A 24,708-nucleotide genomic window follows, 5' to 3' on the forward strand; every position below is an offset into this window, starting at 1 on the left:
TCGGGGGTCGCGAGCGGGGTGTCGATCCGCTGTGTGCGGCGGTACGGAACTGGCAACGACAGTTGCGCAATGATATTTGCGCAACGGTCATTGCGGATGCCAGACTGGCGGCATGACGAACCCTGAGGTGCGCCAGATCACCGACTCGCGGGTCCTCGCCGCGCTGTCCCACCCGCTGCGTCGCCGGTTGATGGACGTGCTCAAGGTGCACGGCCCGTCGACCGTCGGCCAGCTCGCCGAGCGGACCGACCAGGCGCCGGCGAACGTCAGCCACCACCTCAGGGTGCTGGCCGGCGCCGAGCTGCTCGAGGAGGCGCCCGAGTTGGCCCGCGACCGCCGGGAACGCTGGTGGCGCCTGGTCAGCCGGGCCGTGCGCTGGTCCCAGTCGGACTTCGACGCCGACCCCGCCACCCGGGCGGTCGCCGACGCCGCCACCTCGCTCAACCTGGACCGGCACGTCGCCCTCGCCCGCGCCTGGCACGCCACCGACGAGGCCAGCCAGGCCGCCTGGCCCGCGGGGCCGTTCTCCACCGACCGGTGGCTGCACCTGACCGACGAGGAACTCGCCGAGCTGGGGCGCGAGGTGAACGACCTGCTCGCCCGGTGGGCCGACCGGGAGGTGCCCGACGACGGGCGGAAACGCGAGCCGGTCTTCCTGTTCGCCTACGGCATTCCGGCCACGCCGTGACGCGGGCCGCCGGCTCCGCGCCGCGCCGTACCCCCGCCGCCGGCGAGACCCCGCCGGCACCCGCGCCGAACCCGCCGGGTGACCCGGGGGCACGACGCGGCGGCCTGCTGCGGCACCGGGACTTCCGGCTGCTCTGGGCCGGGCAGACGGCCAGCGCCGTCGGCAGCAACGTCACCACCGTGGCGCTGCCCCTGGTCGCGGTCACCGTGCTCGACGCCGGCGCCTTCGGCGTCGCGGTGCTCACCGCCGCCTCCTGGCTGCCCTGGCTGCTCGTCGGTCTGCCGGTCGGCGCCTGGGTGGACCGGCTGCCGCGCCGGCCCCTGATGATCGCCTGCGACCTGGTCTGCGCGGTGCTGTTCCTCAGCGTCCCGGTCGCCGCACTGCTCGGCGTGCTGACCGTCGGGCAGCTGCTGGTGGTCGCGCTGGGCGCCGGCCTGGCCCGGGTCTTCTTCGAGACCGCCGACCAGGTCTACCTGCCCGTGCTGCTGCGCCCCGAGCAGGTGCCGGAGGGCAACGCCAAGCTCCAGGCCACCCAGACCGCGAGCTACGTGCTCGGCCCCGGGCTCGCCGGCGGGGTCGCGCAGCTCGCCGGCGCGGTCACGGCGCTGCTGCTCGACGCGCTGAGCTTCCTGTTCTCCGCCGTCTGCCTGCTGCGCATCCGCACCGTCGAGAAGCCTCCCGGGCGCGTGCGGCGGTCCCGGTCGCTGCGACGCGAGATCGGGGAGGGGATCCGGTTCGTCGCCCGGGACCCCTACCTGCGGGCGCTCACCGTCTTCGGCGCGGCCAGCAACGTCGGGCTGGTCGGCTACCAGGCCGTCCTGGTGGTCTTCCTCGTCCGGGAGGCGCGCCTCGCGCCCGCGTCGGTCGGCGCGCTGGTCGCGGTGATGAGTCTCGGCGGCATCGTCGGCGCGCTGCTGGCCGCCAGGCTCGGCCGGCGCCTCGGCACCGCCCGGGCCCTGCTGCTGGCGGGGGTGCTCAGCGGGCCGCCGGCGCTGCTGATCCCGCTCGCCGGCCCCGCGGGCGCGCTGGTGCTGCCGGCGGTCGGCGGCGTGCTGATCAGCCTCGGGGTGGCGGTGGGCAACGTGGTCAAGGGCAGCTTCCGGCAGAACTACACTCCGCACCACCTGCTGGGCCGCGTCACGGTGAGCATGCAGATGCTGAACTACGGCACGATCCCACTGGCCGCGCTGCTCGCCGGGGCGATCGGCGCGGCGTACGGGACCGGCACCGCGATCGCGGTGATGACCGGCTGGCTGGCGCTCACCCCGGTGATCCTGCTGGTCGGGCCGCTGCGGCGGCGCCGGGACCTGCCCGCCGCGCCGGAGGTGCCCTGAACGCGCTGCGGCGGCGGCCGGCTCCCGGCCGCCGCCACCGGCACGGATCTACATCGGGCGGACGTTGTCCGCCTGCGGACCCTTCTGCCCCTGGGTCACCTCGAACTCGACCTTCTGGCCCTCGTTCAGCTCCCGGTAACCGCTCGTCGCGATGGCCGAGTAGTGGACGAAGACGTCCGGCCCTCCGCCGTCCTGCTCGATGAAGCCGAAGCCCTTTTCCGAGTTGAACCACTTAACCGTGCCGGTTGCCATGCATCTCTCCCTGTTCCCAAGCGGGTGATCCCTCGGTGCTCGACCGATGATCGCCCGGTACCTCCCCGACAGTAACCGGCCGAACGCCGATCTGCTGGCCGAAGTGCCGTAGGCGGCGTGGTGAACTCTCGGGGTCACTGGGCGAAAGCCGCGCGGCGACCGGCCCGCTGGGGCATGCTTGCGCCGGTGAGAGGTGCCACAGCCGTCGCGCTGACCGAGCTGGAGCGCGAGATCGACGCTCCGGGCGGCGGCCTGGACCGGCTCCGGCTGGTGCGGGCGCCGTTCGTGCCCGAGGTGCGGCTGCACCTGGCCGAGGACGCCATCGTGTGGTGGGCCCGGATGGAGGCGCACGCCGGGCACGCCCTGCCGCCGCCGTACTGGGCCTCGGTCTGGGCCGGCGGGCAGGCCCTCGCCCGTCACCTGCTCGACCATCCCGACCTCGCCGCCGGGCGGCGGGTGCTCGACCTGGCCGCCGGGTCCGGCCTGGTGGCGATCGCCGCCGCGCTCGCCGGTGCCGACCGCGTGGTCGCCAACGACATCGACCCGTACGCGGTCGCGGCGGTGACCGTCAACGCCCGCGCCAACCGGGTGACGGTCGCGGCCACCGGCGGCGACCTGCTCGACTCCGATCCGTCCGAGGTGGACCTGCTGGTGGCCGGGGACGTGCTCTACGACGAGGCGATGACGGCGCGGGTGCTGCCCTTCCTGCGCCGGGCCGCCGCCACCGGCGCCGACGTGCTCGTCGGCGAACCCGGGCGGGGGCACCTGCCGCCGGACGTGCTGGCGGCGGTGACGAGCTACGTCCTGCCGACCACCGAGCCCGCCGTCGACACACCCGTCCGGCGGGTCCAGGTGCTGCGCCCCCGGTGACCCCGGGCTCCTCAGGGTCGACCCCGACCCGGATACCAGGGGGCGGTGGGGGATCGGACCCGATGCCCGGGGTGGCCGGGCGGTCATAGCGTACGGGGCATGGCGGATTGGCTGGCCCAGGTCGGAGAGCTTCCCACCACCCTGCTCATGGGGGTGCTCGGGGTGGTGATGCTCTTCGACGCCGTACCGCTGCTCGGCGTGCTGGTCCCGGGGGACGTGGCGATCCTGGCCGCCATGGGGGTCGGCGGCCCGGTCACCGGCGTCGCCACCTTCGCCGTCGTGGTGGCCGGCTGCCTCTCCGGGTGGTCGCTGAGCTTCCTCGCCGGCCGTCGGTACGGGGACCGGCTGCGCCACAGCCGGATCGGCGGGTGGATCGGCGAGGAGCGCTGGGCGGCGGCGGAGGGGATCCTGCGGCGCGGGGGCGGCCGGATGGTGCTGATCGCGCCCTTCCTGCCGGTGTTCAACGCGCTGCTGCCGCTGGCGGCGGGCGGGCTGCGGATGTCGTACCGGCGCTTCCTGGGCTGCGCGACGGTCGGCGCGGCGGCGTGGGCCGGGCTCTACCTGGTGCTGGGCACCGCCTCGCGGTCGCTGGCCGGGCTGCTGCCCGGGGAGTCCAGCCCGATGCTGGTCACCATGGCGGTCGGGCTGCTGCTGGCGGGGGTGGTGCTGATGGGCACGCGGCGTCGGCTGCGGGCGGTGACCGGGGGCTGACCGCCCAACGGGGGGAGCAGGGCCGGGCGCGCGACGCGCCCGGTCCCGCCGGTGCTCACCAGCCCCGGGCGCGCCACTGGGGCAGCGCCGGGCGCTCCGCGCCGAGCGTGCTGTCCTTGCCGTGGCCGGGATAGAACCAGGTGTCGTCGGGCAACCGGTCGAACAGCTTGTGCTCCACGTCGTCGATCAGCGCGGCGAACCGCTCCGGGTCCTTGTCGGTGTTGCCGACCCCGCCGGGGAAGAGGCTGTCGCCGGTGAACAGGTGTGGCGTCCCGGCCGGGTCGCGGTAGAGCAGCGCGATCGAGCCGGGGGTGTGCCCCTTGATGTGGATGACCTCCAACGCGCAGTCGCCCACCGGCACGGTGTCGCCGTCGGCCAGCGTCTCCGCCTCGATCGGCAGCCCCGCCGCGTCGTCGGCGTGCACCAGCGGGCGGGCGCCCGTCTTGGCGACCACCTCCTCCAGCGCCACCCAGTGGTCCATGTGCTGGTGGGTGGTGACCACGGTACCCAGCCCCGCGTCGCCGACCAGGTCGAGCAGGCGCGGGGCCTCGTTCGCCGCGTCGATCAGCACCTGCTCGCCGGTGGCCCGGCAGCGCAGCAGGTAGGCGTTGTTGTCCATCGGGCCCACCGACACCTTGGTGATGGTGAGCGCGTCGAGCTCGCGTACGGCCGGCGCACCGCCGGGCGTGACGTCTCCGCTGTAGGTCATGGGTCGGCTATATCCATTCCGGTGGTTGCGGCAGGGGACCGTCGGGGGTGACGGCCAGCACGGTGCCGGGGCTGCGGCCGATCAGCCAGGCGGCGAGTTCGGGGGCGGAGCCGGCGACCGTGGGCGCGGCCGAGCGGTCGCCGACGACGAGCTCGTGCCGGCTGCCGTCGAAGCGCAGCACCATCGGCGGCACGTCGGCGCGGCCGGCGAGGTCGCCGGCGACCTCGTGCAGCAGCCGGTGGCCGAACGACTCGGGCCAGTCGGCCGGCCGGTAACCGGCGTCGAGGTCCACGTGGTGCACCTCGATCTCGCGCAGCCGGCCCCAGACCAGCATGGCCGTCGGCCACGGGCCGCGCCGGGTCTGGACCGTGCCCGCCCACGCCTCGACGGGCATCGCCGCGACCGCCTCGGCGAACCGGTCGGCCGAGCGGCGCAGGTCGTCGAGGTGGGCCTCGGGTGGCCGGGGAGCGCCGGCCTCGATGTCGGCCTCCCGGGCCGTCGCGGAGGCGTACATCGGGACGGGCTCGCCGGTGCGGGCCGCGGTGAACAGGTTGACGAATCCGTCGGCGTTGCGGGCCAGGTGCGCCAGCACGTGCCCGCGGGTCCAGCCGGGCAGCAGGGAGGCGGCGGCGACGTCCGCAGCGTCGAAGGTGGCCGCGGTCCGCAGCAGGCGGTCCGTGGCCGCGTCCACCTCGCCGGTCAGCAGGAGTGGATCAGTGGTCACGTACCGACCCTAACCGTCGGGCCGCCCCGAGTCGCCGGGGAAATCGCTTTCGGCGCGTCGTCGCGCGCCCTACCGTCGGCGTCGGACGCGGCACCGGAAGTCGGGGAGGAGGTGGTGACGTTGCCGGTCGCAGCACGCGTGCACCACCCGCTCCGACACCGATAAGGAATACCATGACCATCGATCTCACCGCCCTCGGCTGGGACGCCGACCGGGCGGCACACGTACGACGGCGCAACGACCACCGCCCGGGCCGGGTGGCCCGGGTGGACCGGGGCGTCTGCACCGTGCTCTGCGCGGACGGCCCGGTCCGCGCCACCCTGGGCGGGGCGGTCCTGGCCGCCGCCGCCCGGGACCTGACCCGGCTGCCCTGCGCCGGCGACTGGGTGCTGCTGGGCACCTGGCCGGACCGCAACGTGACCGTGGAGGCGGTGCTGCCGCGGCGCACCGCCCTGGTCCGGCGGACCGCCGGCAAGGACGCCAGCGGCCAGGTGCTGGCCGCCAACCTGGACGCCGCCGCGGTGGTGGAGCCGGTGCACCCGGAGCCGGACACCGGCCGGATCGAGCGGCTGCTGTCCCTGGCGCACGAGTCGGGCGCCCGGCCGCTGGTGGTGCTCACCAAGGCCGACCTGGCGGCCGACCCGCAGGCGGTGGCACGCCAGCTCACCGCCGTCGCCCCCGGGGTGCCGGTGCTGGCCGTCAGCGCCGAGCGCGGCACCGGGCTGGAGCCGCTGCGCGCCGAGGTGGCGCCCGGCCGCACGCTCGGCCTGCTCGGCCCGTCCGGTGCCGGCAAGTCGAGCCTGGTCAACGCGCTGGCCGGGGCCGTGGTGATGCCCACCCAGGCGATCCGGCGCGTCGACGGCAAGGGCCGGCACACCACCACGTGGCGGGCGCTGGTCCCGGTGCCCGGCGGCGGGGCGGTGCTGGACACCCCTGGGGTGCGGGCCGTGGGCCTGCTGGACGGCTCGGCGGGGCTGGACCGGGCGTTCGCCGACATCGCCGAGCTGGCCACCGGCTGCCGGTACGCCGACTGCGGGCACGACGGGGAGCCCGGCTGCGCGGTGCGCGAGGCGCTGGAGAACGGCGAGCTGCCGGCGCGGCGCTGGGAGAGCTGGCGCCGGTTGCAGCGGGAGGTTACGTACGAGAGCCGGCGGCGCGAGGCGCGGCTGGCCGCCGAGCGGCGCGGCGGCTGGCGCTCCGCCCGCCGGCGGGCCGCCCGCCCCTGACGGGGGGCGTCGCGCGACAGCGGCCGGTCGGCGCGTGGCGCTCGACCGGCCGCGGGTGCTCCGCGGCCGGTGCTCCGCGGTGGGTGCTCGGCCTGTGCCAGGGGGTGGCCGGCGGCGCGGCCGACCGGGCTGAGCTGGGGGAATGTGCCGGCGGGGAAAAGTGTCGTACCTCGGGGCTAGAGTTGCCGGGGCGCCTTTCCTGTGCGCGGACAACCGCTCAGACCAGCCTCAGAGCGGACATTTCCTCCTCATCTTCTTCACCCGGGAGTACACGGACAGTGGCCGACCGACTGATCATCCGTGGCGCGCGCGAGCACAACCTGCGTGACGTCAGTCTCGACCTGCCCCGGGATGCCCTGATCGTCTTTACCGGGCTCTCCGGGTCGGGCAAGTCGAGTCTGGCCTTCGACACGATCTTCGCCGAGGGGCAGCGCCGCTACGTCGAGTCGCTGTCGTCGTACGCGCGGCAGTTCCTCGGCCAGATGGACAAGCCGGACGTCGACTTCATCGAGGGCCTCAGCCCGGCCGTCTCCATCGACCAGAAGTCCACCTCGCGCAACCCGCGCTCGACGGTGGGCACCATCACGGAGGTCTACGACTACCTCCGGCTGCTGTTCGCCCGCATCGGCGAGCCGCACTGCCCGGTCTGCGGTGAGCGGATCTCCCGGCAGACCCCGCAGCAGATCGTCGACCGGGTCCTCGCCATGGCCGAGGGCACCCGGTTCATGGTGCTCGCGCCGGTGGTGCGTGGCCGCAAGGGCGAGTACGTCGACCTCTTCGCCGAGCTCCAGGCCAAGGGTTACGCCCGGGCCCGGGTCGACGGCGTGGTGCACCCGCTCACCGAGCCGCCGAAGCTGAAGAAGCAGGAGAAGCACACCATCGAGGTGGTGATCGACCGGCTCACCGTCAAGCCGAGCGCCAAGCAGCGGCTGACCGACTCGGTCGAGGCCGCCCTGGGTCTCTCCAGCGGCCTGGTGCTGCTCGACTTCGTCGACCTGGCCGAGGGCGACCCGGAGCGCGAGCGGCGCTACTCCGAGCACCTGGCCTGCCCCAACGACCACCCGCTCGCCATCGAGGACCTGGAGCCCCGGGTCTTCTCCTTCAACGCGCCCTACGGGGCGTGCCCGGAGTGCACGGGCCTCGGCACCAAGAAGGAGGTCGACCCCGAGCTGGTCGTCCCCGACCCCGAGCGCAGCCTGCGCGAGGGCGCCATCCAGCCCTGGTCGACCGGGCACAACCTGGAATACTTCCTCCGCCTGCTGGAGGCCCTCGGCGAGGCCGAGCACTTCGACGTCGACACCCCGTGGCGGGCCCTGCCGTCCCGGGCGCAGAAGACGATCCTGCACGGCTCCGACGACCAGGTGCACGTGCGCTACCGCAACAAGTTCGGCCGCGAGCGCTCCTACTACACCGGCTTCGAGGGCGTGGTGCAGTGGATCGAGCGCCGGCACACCGACACCGAGTCGGAGTGGTCGCGGGAGAAGTACGAGGGTTACATGCGGGACGTGCCGTGCGCGGCCTGCGGCGGCGCCCGGCTCAAGCCCGAGGTGCTCGCGGTGACCCTGGCCGGCAAGAGCATCGCCGAGGTCTGCAACCTGTCGGTCGGCGAGGCCGCCGACCTGCTCGCCGGCATCGAGCTGACCGACCGGCAGAAGATGATCGCCGAGCGGGTGCTCAAGGAGATCAACGCCCGGCTGAAGTTCCTGCTCGACGTCGGCCTGGACTACCTCTCCCTGGACCGCCCGGCCGGCACCCTCTCCGGCGGCGAGGCGCAGCGCATCCGGCTGGCCACCCAGATCGGCTCCGGCCTGGTCGGGGTGCTCTACGTGCTCGACGAGCCGTCGATCGGGCTGCACCAGCGGGACAACCACCGGCTCATCGAGACCCTGGTCCGGCTGCGCGGCCTGGGCAACACGCTGATCGTGGTCGAGCACGACGAGGACACCATCCGCACCGCCGACTGGATCGTCGACATCGGCCCGGGCGCCGGCGAGCACGGCGGCAAGATCGTGCACAGCGGCTCGGTGCCGGCGCTGCTGGAGAACCCGGAGTCGGTGACCGGGGCGTACCTGTCCGGCCGCCGGTCCATCCCGACGCCGCAGCAGCGTCGCCCGCAGACCCCGGGCCGGGAGCTGGTCGTGCACGGCGCGCGCGAGCACAACCTGCGCAACCTGACCGTGTCGTTCCCGCTGGGTCAGCTCATCGCGGTCACCGGGGTCAGCGGCTCCGGCAAGTCCACGCTGGTCAACGACATCCTCTACGCGGTGCTGGCCAACCAGATCAACGGCGCGCGGCTGGTCCCCGGCCGGCACACCCGCGTCTCCGGGCTGGAGCACGTCGACAAGGTGGTCGGCGTCGACCAGTCGCCGATCGGGCGGACGCCGCGGTCCAACCCGGCCACCTACACCGGGGTCTGGGACCACGTCCGCAAGCTCTTCGCGGAGACCACCGAGGCCAAGGTCCGGGGGTACGGTCCGGGCCGGTTCTCGTTCAACGTCAAGGGCGGCCGCTGCGAGGCGTGTTCCGGCGACGGCACCATCAAGATCGAGATGAACTTCCTGCCCGACGTGTACGTCCCGTGCGAGGTCTGCAAGGGCGCCCGCTACAACCGGGAGACCCTGGAGGTCCACTACAAGGGCAAGACCGTCTCCGACGTGCTGGAGATGCCGATCGAGGAGGCGGCGGAGTTCTTCTCCGCCATCCCGGCCATCCACCGGCACCTCAGGACGCTGGTGGACGTCGGCCTGGGCTACGTCCGGCTCGGCCAGCCCGCGCCGACGCTGTCCGGCGGCGAGGCGCAGCGGGTCAAGCTCGCCTCGGAGCTGCAGAAGCGCTCCACCGGCCGGACGGTCTACGTCCTCGACGAGCCGACCACCGGCCTGCACTTCGAGGACATCCGCAAGCTGCTGATGGTGCTGGAAGGGCTGGTCGACAAGGGCAACACGGTGATCACGATCGAGCACAACCTCGACGTGATCAAGTCGGCCGACTGGCTGATCGACATGGGTCCCGAGGGCGGTCACCGGGGCGGCACCGTGCTCGCCACCGGCACCCCCGAGGAGGTCGCCGAGGTGCCCGAGAGCCACACCGGGCAGTTCCTGCGGCAGGTGCTCAAGCTCGACGGCGAGGCCAAGGGCGCGGCGGCGGCCACCTCCCGGGCGGCCAAGGCCAACGGCGCGAAGTCCCGCGCGCGGAAGGTCCCGGCCGGGGCCCGCTGAGGCGCGCCGGCACCCGTCCGGGCGGGCCGCCGGGCCGTCCGGCCAGCCCGGCACTCGCCGATCGGGTGAACCGTCGGGCACAGTGTTGCGTGTATCCGAGCGTGGCCGCGGATCATCACTGGGCGGCGGCAGCCGAGAGAGAGGCAAGGCATGAGTGACGAGCAGGAGCTGACCGGGCCGGCGACGCAGACCCGGCGCGCCCTCCTCACGGGCGCCGGCGCGGTCGGCGCGGCGGTGGTCCTGGCTGCCTGCGGCAGCGACGACTCCGGCGGCGGCGCGACCCCGACCAGCGGCGGCCCGGCGGTGCCCAGCACCGGCGACGCCGGCGGCGGCGACCGCGCGGGTGCGCAGTCGTTGGCCCGCACGGCCGACATCCCGGTCGGCGGCGGCGCCGTCTACCCCGCCCAGGGCGTGGTGGTCACGCAGCCGACAGCGGGTGATTTCAAGGCCTTCGACTCGATCTGCACGCACCAGGGCTGCCCGGTGACCAACGTCGACGGCGGCACCATCAACTGCACCTGCCACTTCAGCAAGTTCTCCATCGAGGACGGCTCGGTGAAGGGCGGCCCGGCCAAAAAGCCCCTCCCGGCGAAGAACATCAAGGTCACGGGCGACCAGATCTCGCTGGCCTGACCGGACGCACCGCGGCCGGCGACCCCACCGGGTCGTCGGCCGTCGTCATCCCGTCGTGGCGTCCGCGTCGACCGCCGCCCGCCGCCCGGCCGGGGCTCCCGGAGGGCGGCCGGCGGCAGGAACCGCTCCAGCACCAGGACGCCGGCCGCGCCGTCGGCGGGTCGTCCACCGGGCCCGGGCGCGCGGGACGGCGCCCGCGCTCCTGACGGGGGCTGTCGGAGGCGCGGACTAGGCTTGCTGCCGTGGCTGACCCCTCGACCTACCGTCCCGCGCCCGGCACGATCCCGGAGTCACCGGGGGTCTACCGGTTCCGCGACGGCACCGGCCGGGTGATCTACGTCGGCAAGGCGAAGAACCTGCGCAGCCGCCTCAACTCCTACTTCGCGGACCTGTGGGGCCTGCACCAGCGCACCCAGCAGATGGTCACCACCGCCGAGTCGGTCGACTGGGTCACGGTCGGCACCGAGGTCGAGGCGCTCCAGCTCGAATACACCTGGATCAAGCAGTACGACCCGCGCTTCAACGTCCGCTACCGCGACGACAAGTCGTACCCCTACCTGGCGGTCACCCTCGACGAGGAGTTCCCGCGCCTGCAGGTGATGCGAGGCGCCAAGCGCAAGGGGGTGCGCTACTTCGGGCCCTACTCGCACGCGTGGGCGATCCGCGAGACGCTCGACCTGCTGCTGCGGGTCTTCCCGGCCCGCACCTGCTCCGCCGGGGTGTTCAAGCGCGCCGGCCAGGTCGGCCGCCCCTGCCTGCTGGGCTACATCGGCAAGTGCTCGGCGCCGTGCGTCGGCAGCGTCACCCCCGAGCGGCACCGCGAGATCGTCGACGGTTTCTGCGAGTTCATGGCCGGCCGCACCGACAGGATGGTCCGCAAGCTGGAACGGGAGATGACCGAGGCCAGCGAGCAGCTGGAGTTCGAGCGGGCGGCCCGGCTGCGCGACGACGTCGCCGCGTTGCGCCGGGCGATGGAGAAGCAGACGGTGGTGCTCGGCGACGGCACCGACGCCGACGTGGTCGCGTTCGCCGACGACCCCCTGGAGGCGGCCGTCCAGGTGTTCCACGTCCGCGACGGCCGGGTCCGGGGCCAGCGCGGCTGGGTGGTGGAGAAGACGGAGGACCTGACCACGGGCGACCTGGTGCACCACTTCTGCACGCAGGTCTACGGCGGCGAGCAGGGCGAGGCCGACGTGCCGCGCGAGCTGCTCGTGCCGGCGCTGCCCGCCGACGCCGACGCGCTGGCCGACTGGCTCTCCGGCCACCGGGGCAGCAGGGTGACGCTGCGGGTGCCGCAGCGCGGCGACAAGCGGTCGCTGCTGGAGACGGTCGAGCGCAACGCCAAGGACGCCCTCGCCCGGCACAAGCTGCGCCGTGCCGGCGACCTGACCACCCGGAGCAAGGCGCTCGACGAGATCAGCGAGGCGCTCGACATGCGCACCTCGCCGCTGCGCATCGAGTGCTTCGACATCTCCCAGATGCAGGGCACCGACGTGGTGGCGAGCATGGTCGTCTTCGAGGACGGGCTGCCCCGCAAGAGCGAATACCGACGGTTCATCATCCGTGGCGCCACCGACGACCTCTCCGCCATGTCGGAGGTGCTGCGCCGCCGCTTCGCCCGTTACCTCGACGCCCGCGCCGAGACCGGTGAGGTGGGCGTCGAGCCGGCCGACGACCCCGACGCCCCGGCCGGGCAGGCCGGGCCCGACGAGCCGCGGGTCGGCATCCTGGTCGACCCGACCACCGGCCGGCCGCGCAAGTTCGCGTACCCGCCGCAGCTGGTGGTGGTCGACGGCGGCGCGCCGCAGGTCGCGGCGGCGGCCCAGGCCCTCGCTGAGTTGGGCGTCGACGACGTGGCGCTCTGCGGCCTGGCGAAGCGGCTGGAGGAGGTCTGGCTGCCCGACGACGAGTTCCCGGTCATTCTGCCGCGCACGTCCGAGGGACTCTACCTGCTGCAACGGGTGCGTGACGAGGCCCACCGCTTCGCCATCACCTTCCACCGGCAGCGGCGCTCGAAGCGGATGACCGAGTCGGCGCTGGACACGGTCCCCGGCCTGGGCGAGGTGCGGCGCAAGGCGCTGCTGCGGCACTTCGGCTCACTCAAGCGGCTCTCCGCCGCCACCGTCGAGGAGATCACCGAGGTGCCCGGCGTCGGTCGGCGCACCGCCGAGGCGATCCTCGCCGCCCTCGGCGGCGGTGAGCCGCCCGCGCGGTCCTGACTGCCAGTCCGGACGCCTCTGCTCCGTGCCGTACCGGCCCTTCCGGGCCCTCGCCTTCTTCCGGACCTCCGAGCTGCCGGCGGTATGTTTACCGGCCCACGCCCACCGAGCCGCCACCGCGGCCGTGGCCGGCCGCCGCGGCCGACTGCGTCAGGGTCTTGACATCCGACACGTTCGATATACGGTCAAGGCCGTAATGCGGCCCCTTGATGGTGGGCAGGAAACCGTCGACAGCCGCGAATCCTCCTTCACGCCACCGCTCCATGGAGGTCGACTTGCTCATACCGATGCGGAAACTGCACCTGGCCGTAGCGGCCGGTGTCCTCATGGCGTCAACGGGTAGCGGGGCTCTCGCCGCTGCGCCGGTCCAGTCGCAGACCGTGGACTCGGTCGTGCGGAACGGTGGATTCGAGGATCCTGCCTCGGCCACTGCAATTCCGGGCTGGACCCAAAGACACGGGACGGGCGGCTTCAGCGTCGTCGCATCGCCGACGCGCGGCGGGTCGCAGGCGCTTTCCATGGAGGATCCCAGCAACACCGGCCAGTTTGGCCTGCTCAGCGACCCGGTGCCGGTGATCGCTGAGCAGAAGTACGACTTCGGGGCCTGGGTGCTCGTCAAGCGCGGCATTCCGTCGATCGTCGTCTACTACTACGACGCGGCGGGGCGGCAGCTCTCCAGCAGCACGCACCGCATCTACTACAGCGACCCGACCGCCTGGGCCTGGGAAGGGGTGACCGCGACAACCCCCGCGGGGACGGCCGCCGCCCGGATCCTGCTCTACTCGTCCACCGGCGATGTCACCAGCGTCACCTGGGACGACGTCGCGTTCCGGCCAGCTGTGCCGCGGACCGAGACCTCCATCGGGCACCCGGTGGTGGCCGCCAACATCCTCGACACCGCGTACGGTGTGGGGCCTGACGGTCGCGAGGAGATATACGCGGTCACCACGGGTGCGCCCGCCCGGTTCGAGGTGATCGACGTAGCGTCCGGCGATCTCAGGCACGCGGTCTCCCTGCCCGCTGGCGCACAGGGATCATGGACAGTCATCACTGGCGGCGATGGCTCGGTCTACGTCGGTGCCTACAACGACGGGGCGCTCTACCGCTGGTCGCCGTCGACGGCGAAGCTGGAGTCGCTGGGCCGGGCCACCCCGAACGCCCTGTACCTGTGGGACCTGGAGGTCGACGAGAACGGCATCGTCTGGGGTGGCACCTACCCGAAGGGTGAGGTGTTCAGCTTCAACCCCGCCACCGGTGACTTCACCAGCTACGGCAGCGTCTCGGACGAGGCGTACGTGCGCAGCGTCGCCGTCGCCGACGGACTGGTCTACGCCGGCCTCGGCAGCTCGAAGCCGCGCATCGTCGTGCTCGATCCCGGCACCGGAACCCGGCGCACCATCGAACTCCCCGCCGAGCACCGCGACAACGAGTTCGTCTACTTCCTCGACATCCGGGGCGACACGATGTTCGCCCGGGTCACCCCGGGCAACCACCTGCTCGCCTACGACCTGAAGCGAGGTGAGTGGGCCACCGATCTCGGGCCGACCTCGTTCGGCAGCGTGTCGGAGCCCGGGCCGCAACGGGACGTCTACTACATCGACGCGGCCGGTGAACTGCGTGCCTACAACCTCACATCCGGCCAGGTGCGGGCGACGGGCATGAAGAACCTCAAACCGGCGCGGGACTTCGGCTGGGTGCACCTGGGCAGCGCAGACTTCCCGGGCAACACGCTCGCGTTCATGTACCAGACCGGCGAGCTGGCTCTCTACAACCCGGTGACCGGAAAGCACGACATCCGCCAGGCCGACGTGGAGACGGCACCGATCAAGATCCAGTCGATCGGCCGGGGACCCGACGGTCGGATCTACACCGGCGGTTACATGTACGAGGGCGTCTCCGTTTACGACCCGGCAACGGGGACCACCGAGCAACTGCCGCGCGGGCACGTCGGGCAGGTCGAGGGGATGCTGGCCCACGACGGCGACCTCTACCTCGGGACGTACACCCGGGCCAACCTGTACCGGTACGACCCGACCCGGCAGTGGGACGGCACCACCAACCCCGAGCACATCGGCGCCCTGGAGCACCTCGAGCAGGACCGGCCGTTCGCCTGGGCGTCCGTGGGCGACCGGGTGGCCTTCGGCACCGTCCCCTCCTACGGCAAGCTCGGCGGGGTGCTCGGCCTGTACGACCCGCAGACCGGGAAGCTTGTTACGCACCGGGATGTCGTTCCGGGCCACAGTATCGTGTCGCTGGCCGCGGCGGGCCAGGTGCTCTTCGCCGGCACCTCCGTCCACGGTGGGCTGGGCTCCACGCCGACGGACCGGACCGCGAAGATCTTCGCCTGGGACACCACCCGCGAGGCCAAGCTGTGGGAGATCACGCTCAGCCCGGAGGTTGAGGCCGTGACTGCCCTGACCGTCGCCCCGAACGGCAACCTCTGGGCGATCGACATGGGTCGGTTGTACGAGCTGGACCCGGCCACCGGCCAGGTGCTGCGCAAGACCCAGCTCACCCCGTACCTGTGGCAGGGGGCCGCCGTGTGGGTCAGCGCGGACCTCGAGTTCGCCGAGGACGGCACCCTGTACGCGTTGAGCCGGGGCAACCTCTTCCAGGTCGATCCGACGACACTGGAGCCACGGAGGTTGGCCAACGGGATCACCAACTACACCTTCGCCCGGGACGGGCACACGTTGTACTACACCCGTTCCGACGAGGTGTTCCGCCTCAGCCCTGCGGCAGACTCCGCCGGCTGATCCGGACCGCTCCGGCGATCAACCGCGATCGGGTCGGGAGGTTCTGCCTCCCGACCCGATCGTCGCGCCCGGCGAACCCCGTCGCCGGCAGCTTCGGTCGGTAGCCGGTGGCTCAGCCGGCCGCCGGTCACCCGGCCAGGACGGCCAGAATCTGCTCGCCGTACTTGGCGAGCTTGTTCTCGCCGACGCCGCTGACCTGGGACAGCTCCGCCAGGGAGGCCGGCGCGTCGGTGGCGATCTGCCGCAGCGTCGCGTCGTGGAAGATCACGTACGCCGGGACGCCCTGCTCCTTGGCGGTGGCCGCCCGCCAGGCGCGCAGCCGCTCGAAGACCCCGGCGGCCGCCGGGGACAGGTCGGCCACGACGGTGGCCGCCCCCCGCGGCTTGGCCGCCCGGGGCGAGGCGACCCGCTCCGGCTCGCGCCGCATCATCACCGTGCGGCGGCGGCCCAGCACCTCCGCGCTGGCCTCGGTCAGGGCCAGCGTGCCGTAGTCGCCCTCGACCGCCAGCAGCCCCTCGGCCAGGAGTTGGCGCACCACGCCGCGCCACTCGGCCTCGCGCAGCTCGCCGCCGATGCCGAACACGGTCAGCGAGTCGTGGCCGTACTGGGTGACCTTGTCGGTCGTGCGGCCGAGCAGGATGTCGACGCAGTGCCCCGCGCCGAAGCGCTGGTTGCGTTCCCGGTCGAGCCGGAACACCGTGGAGAGCAGCTTCTGCGCCGCGACGGTGCCGTCCCACGACTCCGGCGGGTCGAGGCAGGTGTCGCAGTTGCCGCAGGCGGCCGTGGCCTGCTCGCCGAAGTAGTCGAGCAGTTGGGCGCGGCGGCAGCGGACCGTCTCGCAGAGCGCCAGCATCGCGTCGAGGTGGGCGGCGAGTTTGCGCCGGTGGGCGAGGTCGCCCTCCGAGGTCTCGATCATCTTGCGCTGCTGCACCACGTCCTGCAGCCCGTACGCCAGCCAGGCGGTCGACGGCAGCCCGTCCCGCCCGGCGCGGCCGGTCTCCTGGTAGTAGCCCTCGACGGACTTGGGCAGGTCGAGGTGGGCGACGAAGCGGACGTCGGGCTTGTCGATGCCCATGCCGAAGGCGATGGTCGCCACCATCACCAGGCCGTCCTCGCGCAGGAAGCGCTGCTGGTTTCGCGCGCGGGTCGCCGCGTCCAGGCCGGCGTGGTAGGGCAGCGCGGCGATGCCGTTGGCGGTGAGGAACTCCGCCGTCTTGTCCACCGAGGCGCGGGACAGGCAGTAGACGATGCCGGCGTCGCCGGGGTGTTCGTCGCGCAGCAGGCCCAGCAACTGCTTGCGGGGCTCGCGCTTGGGCACGATCCGGTACTGGATGTTGGGTCGGTCGAAGCTGGCCACGAAGTGCCGGGCGTCGGTGAGCTTCAGCCGGGTGGCGATCTCGGCGCGGGTCGCGCTGGTCGCGGTGGCCGTGAGCGCGATCCGGGGCACGTCCGGCCAGCGTTCGTGCAGCATCGACAGGGCGAGGTAGTCGGGGCGGAAGTCGTGCCCCCACTGCGACACGCAGTGCGCCTCGTCGATGGCGAACAGGCCGATCCGGCCCCGGTCGAGCAGCTGCTGCACCGGGCGGGTGCCCAGCGCCTCCGGGGCGAGGTAGAGCAGGTCCAGCTCGCCGCCGACGAACGCCCGCTCCACCGCGCGCCGGGCGTCGAGGTCCTGCGTCGAGTTGAGGAAGCCGGCCCGCACGCCGACCGCGGTCAGCGCGTCGACCTGGTCCTGCATCAGCGCGATCAGCGGCGAGACCACCACCGCCACGCCGTCACGCACCAGCGCCGGGATCTGGTAGCACAGCGACTTGCCGCCACCGGTCGGCATCAGCACCAGCGCGTCGCCGCCGGCCACCACGTGGTCGATCACCTCCTGCTGGAAGCCGCGGAAGGCGTCGTAGCCGAACACCCGGCGCAGCGTCTCCAGGGCGTCGGACGTGCGCAGGTCGGTGGGGGAAGCCATCCGGGGATTCTACGAACCGTCTCCGACACCCGCCGCACCCGAGCGCACGCCCCCCGTCGCGCCGGGCGCGGCGATCGTGCAGTTTGTGCCCTCGGATTGCGTGATAGGACCGATATGTCGGGGCAACAAGCGCAAGATCGCCGCACCGTCGGCGGGGCCGGGCTCGCGGTGGCGTGGCTGCCCCGGCCGTGGCCTACGCGGTCGACGCGTCTGACGAGGGATAGAGTCGCAGATCGACCAGTCGCGGTCGCCCGACCGCGTCACCCGTGGGGAGCAGGCAGTGAACGAGGCGCGGACACCCGAGGCTCGGGTCGCCGAGGACCTGACACCGACGGAGTCGGACACCACCCTGGTGGTGGTCACCGGCCTTTCCGGCGGCGGTCGCAGCACGGTCGCCCGGGCGCTGGAGAACGTCGGCTTCTACGTGGTGGACAACCTGCCCCAGGCGCTCATGCTCGACATGGCGGAGCTGGCGTTCAAGGCCGGCGGGGCGGCCCGGCGCACCGCGATGGTGCTGGACGTGCGCTCGCGCGCCTTCTCCACCGACCTGGCGGGGGCGATCCGGGAGCTGAAGGAGCGCGGCTTCTCGCCCCGGGTGGTGTTCGTCGACGCCGACGACGAGGTGCTGATCCGGCGGTTCGAGAGCGTCCGCCGGTCGCACCCGTTGCAGGGCGACGGGCGGCTCGCCGACGGCATCGCGGTCGAGCGTGGCCTGCTGGAGGAGGCCCGCGACCAGGCCGACGTGATCATCGACACCAGCCACCTGAACGTCAACCAGCTCCGCCGCCGCATCGAGGAGCTGTTCGGCGGCGAGGACACCCGCCGGCTGCGGGTCACCGTGCTCTCCTTCGGCTTCAAGTACGGCCTGCCGCCGGACGCCGACTTCGTGCTCGACGCCCGTTTCCTGCCCAACCCGTACTGGGTGCCCGAGCTGCGCGAGCACACCGGCCGGGAGGAGGCGGTCAGTTCGTACGTGCTGGGGCAGGAGGGCGCGGACGCCTTCGTCGCCTCGTACGCCGACCTGGTCAACGCCACCACCGCCGGCTTCGAGCGGGAGGGCAAGCGCTACCTGACCGTCGCGGTCGGCTGCACCGGCGGCAAGCACCGCAGCGTGGCCATCGCCGAGGAGCTGGCGGCCCGGCTGCGTCAGTCCGGCCTGGCCGCCAACGCCCAGCACCGCGACCTGGGGCGCGAGTGACGGCGACGCGGGTGGTCGCCTTCGGCGGCGGGCACGGCCTGTCCGCCTCGCTGCGCGCGTTGCGCCGCTGCGCCCCCGAGCTGGACCTGGACATCACGGCGGTCGTCACCGTCGGCGACGACGGCGGCTCCAGCGGCCGGCTGCGCGCCGAGCGGGGCGGCCTGCCTCCGGGCGACCTGCGGCAGGCGCTGGTGGCGCTGGCCGGGGACCACCCCGCCACCCGGCGCAGCGCCGGCCTGTTCCAGCACCGCTTCGCCGAGGTGCCGCCGGGCTCCGAGAACCCGGCCCCCGGGCGGGGCGACGGGCTGGCCGGGCACGCGGTGGGCAACCTCGTGCTCTGCGGGCTGATGGAGCTGCTCGGCGATCCGGTGGCCGCCCTGGAACACGCCGGCGCGATGCTCGGCGCGGTGGGCCGGGTGCTGCCGATGTCCTGCGAGCCGGTGGGCATCGAGGCGCGGGTGCGCGGCGCCGACCCGAGCCGGCCGGACGAGGTGCGTACGGTCACCGGCCAGCACCAGGTCGCGGTGACCACCGGCCGGGTGGAGTCGCTGCGGCTGACCCCGGGCGCCCCGCGGGCCTGCCCGCAGGCGGTCGCCGCGATCGGCGCGGCGGACTGGCTGATCTTCGGGCCCGGCAGCTGGTACACGAGCGTGCTGCCGCACCTGCTGGTGCCGGAGTTGGCCGCCGCCGTCGTCGCCAGCCCCGCGCGGCGGTTGGTGACGCTGAACCTCGCGTCGGAGAAGGAGACGCTCGGGCTCTCCCTGGCCGACCACCTGGCCGCGTTGCGCTGGTACCTGCCGGAGCTGAAGGTCGACCATGTGGTCGCCGATTCCAAGGCGGCGGGTGACCCCGAACCGGTCGAACGTGCGGCAGAATCGCTGGGTGCCCGCCTGGTCCTCGCTCCCATCGCGGTCACCGACGGCACTCCCCGTCATGATCCGGCCGCCCTGGGCGCCGCACTGGTGCCTGTCCTGGGCGCCGATCGTTAGACACGTACGTAATCTCCGGCGACACGCCGGAACAGGTCCGTGAGGGGACGCACAATGGCGATGACGGCTGCGGTCAAGGACGAGCTGAGTCGGGTCGACGTGCCCAAGCCCTGCTGTCGGCGGGCGGAGATGGCGGCGCTGCTGCGCTTCGCCGGCGGGCTGCACATCGTCTCCGGCCGGGTGGTGGTGGAGGCCGAACTCGACACCGGGGCGGTGGCCCGGCGGCTACGGCGGGAGATCGCCGAGGTCTACGGCTACCCCAGCGAGATCCACGTGCTGGCCTCCGGCGGCCTGCGCAAGGGCAGCCACTTCATCGTGCGGGTGGTCAAGGACGGCGAGGCCCTCGCGCGGCAGACGGGGCTGCTCGACGTCCGGGGCCGCCCGGTGCGGGGCCTGCCACCGCACGTCGTCGCCGCGAACGTCTGCTGCGCGGTGTCGGCCTGGCGGGGCGCGTTCATGGCGCACGGCTCGCTGACCGAGCCCGGCCGCTCCAGCGCGCTGGAGATCACCTGCCCCGGCCCCGAGTCGGCGCTGGCCCTGGTCGGCGCGGCCCGCCGGATCGGCATCACCGCCAAGAACCGCGAGGTGCGCGGGGTGGACCGGGTGGTGGTCAAGGACGGCGACGCGATCGCCGCGCTGCTCACCCGCATCGGCGCGCACTCCAGCGTGCTGGCCTGGGAGGAGCGCCGGGTCCGCCGCGAGGTCCGGGCCACGGCGAACCGGCTGGCCAACTTCGACGACGCCAACCTGCGCCGCTCGGCGCGCGCCGCGGTGGCCGCCGCCGCCCGGGTCACCCGGGCGCTGGAGATCCTCGCCGACGACGCCCCGAACCACCTGACCTCGGCCGGTCAGCTGCGCCTGGAGCACCGGCAGGCGTCGCTGGAGGAGCTGGGCGCACTGGCCGACCCCCCGCTGACCAAGGACGCCATCGCCGGCCGGATCCGCCGGCTGCTGGCGCTGGCGGACAAGCGGGCCCGGGACCTGGGCATCCCGGATACGGAAGCGGCCGTCACGCCCGACATGCTCGTGGTCTGATAGGACGGTGAGGGTCGGCGGCGCCAGTGGGATCACCACCCGGCGCTGCACGGTGCCGCACGCTCGGATAGGGTCGCTGCGTACGGCAAGGGGGCCGGCACAGGCACTCCTCGCCGTGCACACCGCCTCGGGCGGTCAGGTCCTTCGAGACCGCGGCGGGGTGGCCGAGATGAACCGTCAACGGCCGGCTCCAACGGTCGGCGCACACACCTCCGCCGGCCCGGGTCTGACGCCGGCGGACCAGAACGCAAGGAGATGGGACCTGTGACCATCCGGGTTGGCATCAACGGCTTCGGCCGGATCGGCCGCAACTTCTTCCGGGCAGTGCTGGCGTCCGGCGCTGACGTCGAGGTCGTGGCGGTCAACGACCTGACCGACAACGCGACGCTCGCCCACCTGCTCAAGTACGACAGCATCCTCGGTCGTCTCCCGCACGAGGTGAAGGCCACCGCCGACGAGATCACCGTGGGCGGCAAGACCATCAAGGCGTACGCCGAGAAGGACCCGGCGAAGCTGCCGTGGGGCGAGGTCGGCGCGGACGTGGTCATCGAGTCCACCGGCTTCTTCACCGACGCCACCAAGGCCAAGGCGCACGTCGACGGCGGCGCCAAGAAGGTCATCATCTCCGCCCCGGCGAAGAACGAGGACGTCACGGTCGTCATGGGCGTGAACCACGACCAGTACGACCCGGCCAAGCACACCATCATCTCCAACGCCTCGTGCACCACCAACTGCCTCGCCCCGATGGCGAAGGTCCTGCACGACACGTTCGGCATCCAGCACGGTCTGATGACGACGATCCACGCGTACACGCAGGACCAGAACCTCCAGGACGCGCCGCACAAGGATCTGCGCCGGGCCCGCGCCGCCGCGCTGAACATCGTGCCGACCTCGACCGGCGCGGCGAAGGCGATCGGCCTGGTGCTGCCGGAGCTGAAGGGCAAGCTGGACGGCTACGCGCTGCGGGTGCCGATCCCGACCGGCTCGACCACCGACCTGACGGTCAACGTCAACCGGGAGACCACGGTGGACGAGGTCAACGCCGCGCTGAAGGCCGCCGCCGAGGGCCCGCTCAAGGGCATCCTGGTCTACAACGACGACCCGATCGTCTCCGCCGACATCGTCACCGACCCGGCGTCGTGCATCTTCGACGCGCCGCTGACCAAGGTCGTCGGCAACCAGGTCAAGGTCGTCGGCTGGTACGACAACGAGTGGGGCTACTCCAACCGCCTGGTCGACCTGGTCAAGCTGGTGGGTCAGTCGCTGTGAGCATCCGTACCCTCGACGACCTGCTCGCCGAGGGGGTGTCGGGTCGGCGCGTGCTGGTGCGCGCCGACCTGAACGTCCCGCTCGACAAGCAGACCGGTGACATCACGGACGACGGCCGCATCCGGGCCGTCCTGCCGACGCTGGGCGCGCTTGTCGAGGCCGGCGCGAAGGTGGTCGTCTGCTCGCACCTGGGCCGCCCGAAGGGCGCTCCTGACCCGCAGTTCAGCCTCCGTCCGGTCGCCGGGCGGCTCGGCGAGCTGCTCGGGTCGCGGGTGCACTTCGCCACCGACACCGTCGGCGAGTCCGCCCGCGCCGCCGTGGAGGCGCTGGCCGACGGCGAGGTGGCGCTGCTGGAGAACCTGCGCTTCAACAAGGGCGAGACCAGCAAGGACGACGCCGAGCGGGGCGCGTTCGCCGACCAGCTCGCCGCCCTCGGCGACGCGTACGTCGACGACGCGTTCGGCGCCGTGCACCGCAAGCACGCCAGCGTCCACGACGTGCCGGCGCGGCTGCCGCACGTCGCCGGCCGGCTGGTGCTGCGCGAGGTGGAGGTCCTCTCGAAGCTCACCGGCGAGCCGGAGCGGCCGTACGTGGTGGTGCTCGGCGGCTCCAAGGTCTCCGACAAGCTCGCCGTGATCGAGGCGCTGCTGCCGACGGTCGACCGGCTGCTCATCGGCGGCGGGATGTGCTTCACCTTCCTGAAGGCGCAGGGCCACGAGGTGGGCTCCTCGCTGCTGGAGGAGGAGATGGTGGCGACCTGCCGCAACCTGCTGGAGCGCTCCGGGAACAAGATCCTGCTCCCGGTCGACGTGGTGGCCGCGGACGCGTTCGCCCCGGACGCCGCGCACGACACCGTGCCGGCCGACGGCATTCCCAGCAAGCGGGTGGGTCTCGACATCGGGCCGGAGACGGTCGCCGGGTTCGCCGCCGCCCTCAAGGGCGCGCGGACGATCTTCTGGAACGGCCCGATGGGCGTGTTCGAGATGCCGGCGTTCGCCCACGGCACGCGCGGGGTCGCCGAGGCGATCGCGAAGGCCGAGGCGTTCACCGTGGTCGGTGGCGGTGACTCGGCGGCGGCGGTCCGCGCGCTGGGGCTGGACGAGTCCGCTTTCGGGCACATCTCCACCGGCGGTGGCGCCTCCTTGGAATACCTGGAGGGCAAGACCCTCCCCGGCATCGCGGCTCTGGAGAACTGATGGCGAGCGCCACCCGCCGGCCCCTGATGGCCGGCAACTGGAAGATGAACCTCAACCACCTCGAGGCCAACCTGCTGGTGCAGAAACTGGCGGCCAGCCTGACCGAGAAGCAGCTCACCGACGTGGAGACGGTGGTGCTGCCGCCGTTCACCGACCTACGTACGGTGCAGACCGCCGTCGACGGCGACAAGCTGCTGCTCGGCTACGGCGCGCAGGACCTGTCGCCGCACGCGTCGGGGGCCTACACCGGCGACATCTCCGGCCCGATGCTGGCCAAGCTGGGCTGCACGTACGTGGTGGTCGGGCACTCGGAGCGGCGCGCCTACCACCACGAGGACGACGCGATCGTCAACGCCAAGGTGCAGGCGGCGCTGACCCACGGGCTCACCCCGATCCTCTGCGTGGGGGAGGGGCTCGACGTCCGGGACCGGGGCACCCACGTGGCGCACTGCAGCGACCAGCTCGACGGCGCCCTGAAGGGGCTGACCGCCGAGCAGGTGGCGAAGGTCGTGGTGGCGTACGAGCCGGTCTGGGCGATCGGCACGGGCAAGACGGCCACCCCGGAGGACGCGCAGGAGGTGTGCGAGGCGGTCCGCCAGCGGCTGGCCGAGTCCTTCGGCCAGGACACCGCCGACCAGGTCCGGGTCCTCTACGGCGGCTCCGTCAAGTCCTCCAACGTCGCGGCGATCATGGCCAAGCCGGACGTCGACGGGGCGCTGGTGGGCGGCGCGAGCCTGGACGCCGAGGAGTTCGCGAAGATCTGCCGGTTCCCGGAGCACATCGCCCGCTGATCGCTCGCTATCCTTGACTCCGCCCGTCCGTCGGTCGGTGCCACCGTGCCCGATCTGCCCGGGCGAGGATCGTAACGAGAGGACTGACCCCAGCCATGCCGATCTGGTTCGCATACACGTTGATCGTGTTGCTGGTCATCACGAGCATCCTGCTGACCATGCTGATCCTGCTGCACCGCGGTAAGGGCGGCGGGTTGTCGAGCATGTTCGGTGGCGGCGTCAGCTCCAGCCTCGCCGGGTCGTCGGTGGCGGAGAAGAACCTCGACCGCTACACCGTCCTGGTGGGCATCGTCTGGTTCGCCTGCATCGTCGGGCTCGGGCTCTGGCTGCGCCTCCAGACGGCCAGCGGCGTCGTCTGAGCGCCGTCTGGTCGTACAATCTGCGCGCGGTCCGTCACTGACGGGCCGCGCGCAGTCCGTTTCACCCGCTGCACCGCGTCGCCCGCCGCCCCCTCCGCGGCGGTACCCCTTCCGACGACAGGAACGAGCAGCCGTGCCGAGTGGCAACGTCATCCGGGGCACCCGCATCGGGTCCGCCGCCGAGCGCTACCAGCCGGTCCCGTGCCGGGCGGTCACCTACTGGTGTCGCAACGACCACCACACCGAGATCCGCATCGCCGCCGACGCCGAGGTCCCCGAGGTGTGGGACTGCCCGCGGTGCGGCCTCCCCGCCGGGCAGGACGCGCAGAACCCGCCGGGCCGGGCCCGGCTGGAGCCCTACAAGACCCACCTGGCGTACGTGAAGGAGCGGCGCAGCGCCGAGGAGGGGGAGGCCATCCTGGCCGAGGCCCTCGCCGACCTGCGCCGCCGCCGCGGCCGCCCCGCCGCGCTGTAAGGAAGGGCCCCTTGTTAACGCGGCGGTTTCAAGGGGTCGTTGCAACGCGTTGGCTAGTCGGTGACGGCTAGGAGCTTAGCGAGGCGCTCG

Annotated in this window: 22 protein-coding genes; 17 read left to right on the forward strand and 5 right to left on the reverse strand. The window is 72.9% G+C overall.

The window, feature by feature from the left end; translation table 11 throughout:
• Positions 1–112 precede the first annotated feature (112 nt).
• The gene (locus AB0G14_RS22035) at positions 113–688 is read left to right on the forward strand and encodes a metalloregulator ArsR/SmtB family transcription factor (RefSeq protein WP_357700142.1); all 576 of its coding nucleotides are present in this window, start codon (positions 113–115) and stop codon (positions 686–688) included.
• Positions 685–2,022 (forward strand): MFS transporter, encoded by a 1,338-nt coding sequence (locus tag AB0G14_RS22040; RefSeq protein WP_357700144.1) that lies wholly within the window; start codon positions 685–687, stop codon positions 2,020–2,022. The genes AB0G14_RS22035 and AB0G14_RS22040 overlap by 4 nt, the downstream gene beginning before the upstream one ends.
• A 48-nt stretch (positions 2,023–2,070) precedes the next feature.
• Here the strand turns inward: AB0G14_RS22040 and AB0G14_RS22045 are convergent, their stop codons facing one another.
• Positions 2,071–2,274 (reverse strand): cold-shock protein, encoded by a 204-nt coding sequence (locus AB0G14_RS22045; RefSeq protein WP_007072071.1) that lies wholly within the window; start codon positions 2,272–2,274, stop codon positions 2,071–2,073.
• A gap of 174 nt (positions 2,275–2,448) precedes the next feature.
• Here AB0G14_RS22045 and AB0G14_RS22050 point away from each other — a divergent pair, with 174 nt between their 5' ends.
• Both AB0G14_RS22050 and AB0G14_RS22055 read left to right on the forward strand, forming a co-directional pair.
• The gene (locus AB0G14_RS22050; RefSeq protein ID WP_357700188.1) at positions 2,449–3,144 is read left to right on the forward strand and encodes a 50S ribosomal protein L11 methyltransferase; all 696 of its coding nucleotides are present in this window, start codon (positions 2,449–2,451) and stop codon (positions 3,142–3,144) included.
• Between the two features lie 99 nt (positions 3,145–3,243).
• A complete protein-coding gene (locus tag AB0G14_RS22055; RefSeq protein WP_357700146.1) occupies positions 3,244–3,855 on the forward strand; it encodes a VTT domain-containing protein in 612 nt (203 codons plus the stop codon).
• Positions 3,856–3,910: 55 nt separating this feature from the next.
• Here AB0G14_RS22055 and AB0G14_RS22060 read toward each other — a convergent pair whose 3' ends face one another.
• Both AB0G14_RS22060 and AB0G14_RS22065 read right to left on the reverse strand, forming a co-directional pair.
• On the reverse strand, positions 3,911–4,564 hold the full coding sequence (locus tag AB0G14_RS22060) for an MBL fold metallo-hydrolase (protein WP_350709178.1): 654 nt from the start codon (positions 4,562–4,564) through the stop codon (positions 3,911–3,913).
• A gap of 7 nt (positions 4,565–4,571) precedes the next feature.
• Positions 4,572–5,288, reverse strand: a complete 717-nt coding sequence (locus AB0G14_RS22065) for a maleylpyruvate isomerase family mycothiol-dependent enzyme (RefSeq protein WP_357700148.1) — start codon at positions 5,286–5,288, stop codon at positions 4,572–4,574.
• 173 nt (positions 5,289–5,461) lie between these two features.
• Here AB0G14_RS22065 and rsgA point away from each other — a divergent pair, with 173 nt between their 5' ends.
• The 4 genes from rsgA (at position 5,462) to uvrC (ending at position 12,584) form a co-directional block, all read left to right on the forward strand.
• On the forward strand, positions 5,462–6,514 hold the full coding sequence (gene rsgA / locus AB0G14_RS22070; RefSeq protein WP_357700150.1) for a ribosome small subunit-dependent GTPase A: 1,053 nt from the start codon (positions 5,462–5,464) through the stop codon (positions 6,512–6,514).
• Between the two features lie 278 nt (positions 6,515–6,792).
• Positions 6,793–9,732 (forward strand): excinuclease ABC subunit UvrA, encoded by a 2,940-nt coding sequence (gene uvrA / locus AB0G14_RS22075; RefSeq protein WP_357700152.1) that lies wholly within the window; start codon positions 6,793–6,795, stop codon positions 9,730–9,732.
• Between the two features lie 150 nt (positions 9,733–9,882).
• Positions 9,883–10,365, forward strand: coding sequence for a Rieske (2Fe-2S) protein (locus tag AB0G14_RS22080; RefSeq protein WP_357700154.1), 483 nt, complete (start codon positions 9,883–9,885; stop codon positions 10,363–10,365).
• A 242-nt stretch (positions 10,366–10,607) separates the two neighbouring features.
• A complete protein-coding gene (gene uvrC, locus AB0G14_RS22085) occupies positions 10,608–12,584 on the forward strand; it encodes an excinuclease ABC subunit UvrC (RefSeq protein ID WP_357700156.1) in 1,977 nt (658 codons plus the stop codon).
• Positions 12,585–12,672: 88 nt separating this feature from the next.
• Here uvrC and AB0G14_RS22090 read toward each other — a convergent pair whose 3' ends face one another.
• Positions 12,673–12,867 (reverse strand): hypothetical protein, encoded by a 195-nt coding sequence (locus AB0G14_RS22090; protein WP_357700158.1) that lies wholly within the window; start codon positions 12,865–12,867, stop codon positions 12,673–12,675.
• A 235-nt stretch (positions 12,868–13,102) separates the two neighbouring features.
• Between AB0G14_RS22090 and AB0G14_RS22095 the strand changes: the two genes are divergently transcribed.
• Positions 13,103–15,340, forward strand: a complete 2,238-nt coding sequence (locus tag AB0G14_RS22095; RefSeq protein WP_357700160.1) for a hypothetical protein — start codon at positions 13,103–13,105, stop codon at positions 15,338–15,340.
• Between the two features lie 127 nt (positions 15,341–15,467).
• Here the strand turns inward: AB0G14_RS22095 and recQ are convergent, their stop codons facing one another.
• Complete coding sequence (gene recQ / locus AB0G14_RS22100) at positions 15,468–17,306, reverse strand: DNA helicase RecQ (protein ID WP_357700162.1); 1,839 nt, start codon at positions 17,304–17,306, stop codon at positions 15,468–15,470.
• Between the two features lie 280 nt (positions 17,307–17,586).
• Between recQ and rapZ the strand changes: the two genes are divergently transcribed.
• The 8 genes from rapZ (at position 17,587) to AB0G14_RS22140 (ending at position 24,618) form a co-directional block, all read left to right on the forward strand.
• Positions 17,587–18,504, forward strand: a complete 918-nt coding sequence (gene rapZ / locus AB0G14_RS22105) for an RNase adapter RapZ (RefSeq protein WP_357700166.1) — start codon at positions 17,587–17,589, stop codon at positions 18,502–18,504.
• Positions 18,501–19,493: a uridine diphosphate-N-acetylglucosamine-binding protein YvcK gene (gene yvcK / locus AB0G14_RS22110; RefSeq protein ID WP_357700168.1), complete on the forward strand. Its 993-nt coding sequence runs from the start codon at positions 18,501–18,503 to the stop codon at positions 19,491–19,493. Before rapZ ends, yvcK begins: the two co-directional genes overlap by 4 nt.
• A gap of 54 nt (positions 19,494–19,547) precedes the next feature.
• Entirely contained in the window at positions 19,548–20,528 is a 981-nt protein-coding gene (whiA, locus tag AB0G14_RS22115; RefSeq protein ID WP_067304387.1) for a DNA-binding protein WhiA, read from the forward strand.
• Positions 20,529–20,792: 264 nt separating this feature from the next.
• The gene (gene gap, locus AB0G14_RS22120; protein ID WP_357700170.1) at positions 20,793–21,797 is read left to right on the forward strand and encodes a type I glyceraldehyde-3-phosphate dehydrogenase; all 1,005 of its coding nucleotides are present in this window, start codon (positions 20,793–20,795) and stop codon (positions 21,795–21,797) included.
• The gene (locus tag AB0G14_RS22125) at positions 21,794–22,993 is read left to right on the forward strand and encodes a phosphoglycerate kinase (protein ID WP_357700172.1); all 1,200 of its coding nucleotides are present in this window, start codon (positions 21,794–21,796) and stop codon (positions 22,991–22,993) included. Before gap ends, AB0G14_RS22125 begins: the two co-directional genes overlap by 4 nt.
• Positions 22,993–23,784, forward strand: coding sequence for a triose-phosphate isomerase (gene tpiA / locus AB0G14_RS22130; RefSeq protein ID WP_357456816.1), 792 nt, complete (start codon positions 22,993–22,995; stop codon positions 23,782–23,784). The genes AB0G14_RS22125 and tpiA overlap by 1 nt, the downstream gene beginning before the upstream one ends.
• A gap of 95 nt (positions 23,785–23,879) precedes the next feature.
• The gene (gene secG / locus AB0G14_RS22135) at positions 23,880–24,143 is read left to right on the forward strand and encodes a preprotein translocase subunit SecG (RefSeq protein WP_091105184.1); all 264 of its coding nucleotides are present in this window, start codon (positions 23,880–23,882) and stop codon (positions 24,141–24,143) included.
• 133 nt (positions 24,144–24,276) lie between these two features.
• The gene (locus tag AB0G14_RS22140) at positions 24,277–24,618 is read left to right on the forward strand and encodes an RNA polymerase-binding protein RbpA (protein WP_357700175.1); all 342 of its coding nucleotides are present in this window, start codon (positions 24,277–24,279) and stop codon (positions 24,616–24,618) included.
• The last annotated feature ends 90 nt before the right edge of the window (positions 24,619–24,708 follow it).

It is taken from the genome of Micromonospora sp. NPDC023814, from assembly GCF_040639595.1.
Lineage (GTDB): Bacteria > Actinomycetota > Actinomycetes > Mycobacteriales > Micromonosporaceae > Micromonospora.

What these genes read in the sequence shown, in the direction of transcription:
- AB0G14_RS22060 (WP_350709178.1), bottom strand. Translation starts at nt 4,564, where the DNA reads ATGACCTACAGCGGAGACGTCACGCCCGGCGGTGCGCCGGCCGTACGC.
- AB0G14_RS22080 (WP_357700154.1), top strand. Translation starts at nt 9,883, where the DNA reads ATGAGTGACGAGCAGGAGCTGACCGGGCCGGCGACGCAGACCCGGCGC.
- AB0G14_RS22095 (WP_357700160.1), top strand. Translation starts at nt 13,103, where the DNA reads ATGGAGGATCCCAGCAACACCGGCCAGTTTGGCCTGCTCAGCGACCCG.
- AB0G14_RS22035 (WP_357700142.1), top strand. Translation starts at nt 113, where the DNA reads ATGACGAACCCTGAGGTGCGCCAGATCACCGACTCGCGGGTCCTCGCC.
- whiA (WP_067304387.1), top strand. Translation starts at nt 19,548, where the DNA reads ATGGCGATGACGGCTGCGGTCAAGGACGAGCTGAGTCGGGTCGACGTG.
- AB0G14_RS22045 (WP_007072071.1), bottom strand. Translation starts at nt 2,274, where the DNA reads ATGGCAACCGGCACGGTTAAGTGGTTCAACTCGGAAAAGGGCTTCGGC.
- rsgA (WP_357700150.1), top strand. Translation starts at nt 5,462, where the DNA reads ATGACCATCGATCTCACCGCCCTCGGCTGGGACGCCGACCGGGCGGCA.
- recQ (WP_357700162.1), bottom strand. Translation starts at nt 17,306, where the DNA reads ATGGCTTCCCCCACCGACCTGCGCACGTCCGACGCCCTGGAGACGCTG.
- secG (WP_091105184.1), top strand. Translation starts at nt 23,880, where the DNA reads ATGCCGATCTGGTTCGCATACACGTTGATCGTGTTGCTGGTCATCACG.
- AB0G14_RS22055 (WP_357700146.1), top strand. Translation starts at nt 3,244, where the DNA reads ATGGCGGATTGGCTGGCCCAGGTCGGAGAGCTTCCCACCACCCTGCTC.
- tpiA (WP_357456816.1), top strand. Translation starts at nt 22,993, where the DNA reads ATGGCGAGCGCCACCCGCCGGCCCCTGATGGCCGGCAACTGGAAGATG.
- AB0G14_RS22050 (WP_357700188.1), top strand. Translation starts at nt 2,449, where the DNA reads ATGCTTGCGCCGGTGAGAGGTGCCACAGCCGTCGCGCTGACCGAGCTG.
- AB0G14_RS22090 (WP_357700158.1), bottom strand. Translation starts at nt 12,867, where the DNA reads ATGAGCAAGTCGACCTCCATGGAGCGGTGGCGTGAAGGAGGATTCGCG.